Source organism: Kitasatospora putterlickiae (assembly GCF_039527695.1).
Taxonomy (GTDB): Bacteria; Actinomycetota; Actinomycetes; order Streptomycetales; family Streptomycetaceae; genus Kitasatospora; species Kitasatospora putterlickiae.
Genome location: NZ_BAAAKJ010000042.1, coordinates 6,987 through 8,401 on the forward strand (window position 1 = coordinate 6,987; position 1,415 = coordinate 8,401).

The following is a 1,415-nucleotide window of genomic DNA, read 5'->3' on the forward strand; positions in this document are numbered from 1 at the left end:
CCCCGCCCCGGCGCGCGTGGCGGGAGCCCGGTCGGCGGGTGTCCCCGGCACCCAGGTGGTGACGATCCACGGCCGTGGGAACCGCTCGGAGGGCTCGCCGAGGCGCTGCGGAACGGGAACCGGCAGCGGAAGGCCCGACGCGAGCCCGGGAACCCACGAGTGCTCCGTGCGCAGCAGCCCGTCCGCGGACGACGTCGCCCACGGCAGCCGGACGGCGAGGTCCCCGCCCAGCCGCCACAGCTGGTTGTCCCACCCCCGCGCGCCGAGCCGAACAGGCCGATCGGCCAGGTCGGGATGCTGCTCCCGCAGCAAGTCCCGGACCAGCTCCGCCGTGATCTCGATCCCGGTGTGCGTCATGTGCGCCCACGCTAGCCCACGCACCCGGCGGCAGTCCTGACGCGGCACTGACAGGCCGGACGGATTGGCCTATCGTGCTTCGCGGCCGTACGAACCCTGCCGGGAGGTGGCGCACGCCGTGCTGAGTGATCGTTTGCGGGCTGGGGCACTGGAGGTGGCGGAGCATCACGCGACGCCGTTCTACCTGTTCGACCTGGAGGCGCTCGGTGAGGGCTACCGGGAGATGGAACGCGTCTGGCGCCGGGAGTTCGCGCATCTGACGGTGGCGTACTCGTACAAGAGCAACCCGCTGGCGGCCGTGACGCGCCGGCTGGCGGCGCTCGGCGGATCGGCGGAGGTGGTGTCGGGGGAGGAACTGTCCCTGGCGCTCGCGGACGGCTTCGCACCGGGGCGGATCGTCTTCGACGGGCCGGTGAAGAGCCCGGCGGAGCTGGCCCGGGCGGCCGCGCTCGGCGTGCCGGTGCACGTCGACTCGCTGACCGAGCTCACCGAGCTGATCCGGCTCGCCGAACTGCCCGACGGCCCGCCCCCGGTGGGGCTGCGGCTCGCGACGCGGGGCGGCGACGGCGAGTGGTCGCGCTTCGGGTTGCCGCCGGCCGAGGTGGCGCGGGCGCGGGAGCTGCTGCGCCGGGCCGGCCTGCCGGTCTGGGGCGTGCACGCCGGCGTCGGGACGCTGTCCGGCCCGGAGGCGTACCGCGAGGCGCTGGTGGCCTGGGCGGACGTGCTGCGGGAACTCGCCAAGGAGGCCGGAGGCCGGCTGCGGGTGGACGTCGGCGGGGGCTTCCCGCCGCGCGGGGTGCCCGACCGCGGGTGGGAGGTGTACGCGGAGGCCGTCGCGACCGGGTGCCGGCAGGCCGGTCTCGACCCGGGCGGGGTGGACCTGCTGATCGAGCCGGGGCGCTCCATGGTGGAGGAGCACGGAGCGCTGGTCTGCCGGGTGGCGGTCCGCAAGTCCCGTGACGGAAGGGACCTGCTGGTGCTGGACGGCGGGACGAACCTCGCCCGCACGGTCAAGAGCCGGCCGCACCCGATCGGGTTCCCGGCCGCGCCGGACGACC

The 1,415-nt window shown here is 75.6% G+C and carries 1 protein-coding gene and 1 pseudogene; one reads left to right on the forward strand and one right to left on the reverse strand.

The genetic code is table 11. The features are described from left to right. A pseudogene (locus ABD308_RS04880) lies at nucleotides 1–357 on the reverse strand (phosphotransferase); the annotation flags it as partial. A gap of 154 nt (nucleotides 358–511) precedes the next feature. Between ABD308_RS04880 and ABD308_RS04885 the strand changes: the two are divergent. After that, the coding region (locus ABD308_RS04885; protein ID WP_486327007.1) for a type III PLP-dependent enzyme domain-containing protein at nucleotides 512–1,415 on the forward strand (904 nt) is incomplete at its 3' end.